The organism is Micromonospora aridisoli (genome assembly GCF_056150025.1).
Genome location: NZ_JAXCFK010000029.1, coordinates 1 through 4,382, shown reverse-complemented (window position 1 = coordinate 4,382; position 4,382 = coordinate 1). Strand labels below are relative to the sequence as shown.

The following is a 4,382-nucleotide window of genomic DNA, read 5'->3' as shown; positions in this document are numbered from 1 at the left end:
TCGTGGTGTGGATGGTCGGGTGGTGTTTGTGTTCCCGGGTCAGGGTTCGCAGTGGGCGGGGATGGCGGTGGGCCTGCTGGACACCTCACCCGCCTTCGCGCAGTGCTTCGCCGAGTGCGCCGCGGCCCTGACCGCGTTCGTGGACTGGGATCCGGAGGCGGTGCTGCGGCAGGCCCCGGACGCGCCAGGTCTGGACCGGGTCGACGTGGTCCAGCCGGTCTCCTGGGCGGTGATGGTCTCACTGGCGGCGCTGTGGCGGTGGTACGGCGTCGAGCCGGCGGCCGTCGTCGGGCACTCGCAGGGCGAGATCGCCGCCGCCTGCGTGGCCGGCGCGCTGTCCCTCGCCGACGCGGCGCGCGTGGTCGCGCTGCGGTCGCAGGCGATCGCGCGGAAGCTGGCCGGCGATGGCGGGATGATGTCGGTGGCGCTGCCCGCCGCGGACCTGACGCCCCGCCTGGCGGCCTGGTCGGGCCGGCTCGAGGTCGCGGCGTTGAACGGCCCGTCGGCCACGGTCGTCGCCGGGGAGCCGGCCGCCCTCGACGAACTGCTGGCTCAGTGCGAGGCCGAGCAGGTGCGGGCCCGTCGGATCCCGGTCGACTACGCCTCGCACACCTTCCAGGTTGCCCGCCTCGAGGACGACCTGGTTCGGCTGCTCGCGGACGTGCGTCCTACGCCCGCACGGGTGCCGTTCTTCTCCACCGTCGAGCAGGACTGGTTCAACGACGGGCAGCAGGACGCGGGCTACTGGTTCCGCAACCTGCGGCAGACCGTGCACTTCCACACCGCCGTCGAGGCACTGACTGAGCAGGGATACGACACGTTCCTGGAGGTCAGCTCGCACCCGGTGCTCACCATGAACCTTGAGGAGATCCTGGAGAGCCGGCCCGGGGCGCGACAGTCGTTTGTCGGCGCGACGCTGCGCCGCGACGAGGGCGGGCTGGACCGCTTCCTGGTCTCCGTGGCGCAGCTGTGGGTCGCCGGGCTCGCCGTCGACTGGACCAAGGCGTACGCCGGCACCGACGCGTCCCGCGTGGACCTGCCGACGTACGCCTTCCAGCGGCGACGGCACTGGGTGCACCCCGGCGCGGACCGGCCGCTGCTCGGGTCGGCCGTGGAACTCGCCGACGGCGAGGGGCTCGTCTTCACCGAACGGATCTCGCTGCGGACCCGGCCCTGGCTGACCGACCACCGGGTGCTCGGCCAGGTCTTCGTGCCGGGCACCGCGCTGCTGGAGATGGCGTTGCGCGTCGGCGACGCCGTGGACGAGCTGACCCTGCACACCCCGCTGGTGCTGCCGGAACGTGGCGAGGTCGAGGTGCAGCTGTCGGCCTCCGCGCCGGACGAGTCCGGTCGGCGCGCGATCCGGATCCACGGCCGGGTGTGTGACGAGGCCGACCGCGGCTGGCAGCTGCACGCCACCGGGCAGGCCGGCCCGGGCGCACTGGCCGGGGCCGCGCTGGTGCTGCCGGAGTGGCCGCCGGCCACGGCGACACCGGTCGACCCCGTCGACTGGTACGAGGAGTTGGCCCGCCGGGGCCTGGACTACGGTCCGGCGTTCCGCAACCTGCGTGCCGTCTGGCGACACGACGACGACCTGTTCGTCGAGGTCGCACTTACCGACGAGACCGGCCCGTTCCAGGTCCACCCGGCCCTGCTTGATGCGGTGCTCCACCCACTCGTGCAGGCGGCCGGCATTGGGCCGGTCGTGCCGTTCTCCTGGGCCGGCGTGCGGCTGACCCGACCGGGGCCGGCACAGCTGCGCGTCCGGGTGAGCATGCTCGGCGAGCACCGGGCGGCGCTGCTCGCCGCCGACGCCGCCGGCATCGAGGTGCTCTCGGTGGAGTCGCTGACCCTGCGTCCGCTGGACGCCCGCCGCACCGACCCCCGGCTGTTCCAGCTGGAGTGGCGGGAGGCCGATGACACCGAGGTCGCGGCGGACGCACCGACCGTGGTCCTGCGGGTCGAGCCGAGCGCGGCGGAGGACCTGCCCGAGGCCGTCCACGCGACCGCAGCGGCCGTGCTGCGCGACGTGCGCAACTGGCTCGGCGGGAACGCCGACGGCCCGGGACGGCTGGTCGTCCAGACCCGACACGCCGTCGCGGTCACACCGGACGACGATGTCGACCTCGCCGCCGCCGCGATCTGGGGACTGGTACGCGCGGCGCAGACCGAACACCCCGGTCGCATCGTCCTGGTGGACCTCGACCACCACCACCCACCGGCGCTCGGGAACAACGTTTCGGTCGCGAGCGGACCGGACGGCCCGCCGGCCGCCGCACCGCCGGTGTCCGGCGCGCTGAGCCGTGCCCTCGCTACCGGCGAGCCGCAACTCGCCCTGCGCCGCGGACGGCTGCTCGTTCCCCGGCTGGCCCGCGGCTCGGTTCCCGCGCCGCCACCCGAGAGGAGCATCGCCGGCCCGGACGAAACCGTGCTGATCACGGGCGGGACCGGCGGCCTCGGCGCGACCGTGGCACGGCACCTGGTGCACCGGCACGGCGTACGGAGTCTGCTGCTGCTCAGCCGCAGCGGACCGACCGCCGACGGGGTGGACAAGCTGGTGGCGGAGCTGACCGAGGCGGGAGCCCGGGTCACCGTGACCGCGTGCGACGTGACCGACCGCGCGGCCCTGGCTGCCGTCCTCGCCGCAGTTCCCGCCACCGCGCCACTGCGGGCCGTGGTGCACACCGCGGGCGTGCTGCGGGACGCGACGGTGCAGTCCCTGACCGCCGAGCAGCTGTACCCGGTACTCGCGGCGAAGGTGGACGCGGCCTGGCACCTGCACGAGCTGACCGCCGAACTTGAGCTGTCGGCATTCGTGCTGTTCTCGTCGGTCTCGGCCACGATCGGGCTGGCCGGGCAGGCGAACTACGCGGCCGGCAACGCGTTCCTCGACGCGCTCGCTGCGCACCGGCACCGGCGAGGGCTGCCCGCGGTGGCGCTGGGCTGGGGGCTGTGGGAGCAGCGCACGGGCCTCACCGCGAAGCTCGGCGCGGCCGACTTGCAGCGGATGCGGCGCAGCGGACTGCGACCGTTGGCGACGGACGACGCGCTGGCCCTGTTCGATCTCGTGACCGGCGCGGACCGGCCGCACCTGGTGCCCGCCTGGCTCGACCCGTCCGAGCTGCCCGGCGACGAAGCGCCGGCGCTGCTACGTGGACTGGCCCGGCCCGGGGCCGCGCGCGGCGTCCCGGCGCGGGCGGACGCGCCTGCACTGCGAGACCGGCTACGGGTGATGGCCGAGCACGATCGGGAGCCAACGCTGCGACGTCTCGTCCAGGTCGAGATCGCGACGGTGCTGGGACGGTCCGGCCCCGGCGACGTACCGCCTGAGCGTGGCTTCACCGATCTGGGCTTCACCTCGCTTACCGCGCTGGAGCTGCGCGGACGGCTCGCCACACTCACCGGGCTCACCCTGCCCGCCACCGTGATCTTCGACCACCCGAGCACCGCCGCCATGGCCCGTTACCTGCTGGACCGTCTCGACCCGCGCCCGGCGCGAGGCGAAACGCCGGACGTGCCGCCCGTGCTCGCCGAGCTGGACCGGCTGGCGGCGACAGTCACCGCCGTCGCCGACGACCGGCTGCGCCGGGACGTCACCGACCGGCTCTGGCAACTGCTCGCGACGCTGCCGCCCGCAGCCGCGGCGGAGCCGGTGTACGACCGCGAGGTCGCCGACGCGGGCGCGGACGAACTATTTGCCCTGATCGACGAAGAGCTGGGAAGGCCCTGACCATGAGCGACGGCAAGCTGCTCGACTACCTCAAGCGGGTCACCGCCGAGCTGCGCCAGACCCGCCGGAGGCTGGCGGAGCTGGAGCAGCGGGAGGAGCCGGCGAGCCGGGAGCCGCTGGCGATCGTAGGCATGGCGTGCCGGTTCCCGGGCGGGGTGACCTCGCCCGAGGAGCTGTTCCAGCTGACCCTCGACGAAGTCGATGCGGTGTCGGAGTTCCCGGTGAACCGGGGCTGGGACGTCGACGGGCTGTACCACCCCGACCCCGACCATCCCGGCACGAGCTACACCCGCCACGGCGGCTTCCTCCACGACGCGGCCGAGTTCGACGCCGACCTGTTCGGCATGTCGCCGCGCGAGGCCCTGACCACCGACCCGCAGCACCGCCTGCTGCTGCACGTGGGCTGGGAGGCGCTGGAACGCGCCGGCATCGCGCCGACGTCGCTGCGGGGCAGCCGGACCGGCGTCTTCACCGGCGTCATGTACAGCGACTACGGCACCGTGCTGGGCGAGGACACCGGTGCGTTCGAGGGGCACCTGTTCAACGGCAGCCTGCCGAGTGTGGCGTCGGGTCGGGTGGCGTACACGCTTGGTCTGGAGGGGCCGGCCGTGACGGTGGATACGGCGTGTTCGTCGTCGTTGGTGGCGCTGCA

Annotated in this window: 2 protein-coding genes; both read left to right on the top strand. The window is 73.9% G+C overall.

The annotated features are described in order from the left end of the window. Window positions 1-19: 19 nt before the first annotated feature. Window positions 20-3,730, top strand: coding sequence for an SDR family NAD(P)-dependent oxidoreductase (locus tag SM447_RS29095; protein ID WP_474576075.1), 3,711 nt, complete (start codon window positions 20-22; stop codon window positions 3,728-3,730). Further along, on the top strand, window positions 3,727-4,382 hold a 656-nt coding region (locus SM447_RS29090), incomplete at its 3' end, for a beta-ketoacyl synthase N-terminal-like domain-containing protein (RefSeq protein ID WP_474576076.1). The genes SM447_RS29095 and SM447_RS29090, both read left to right, overlap by 4 nt.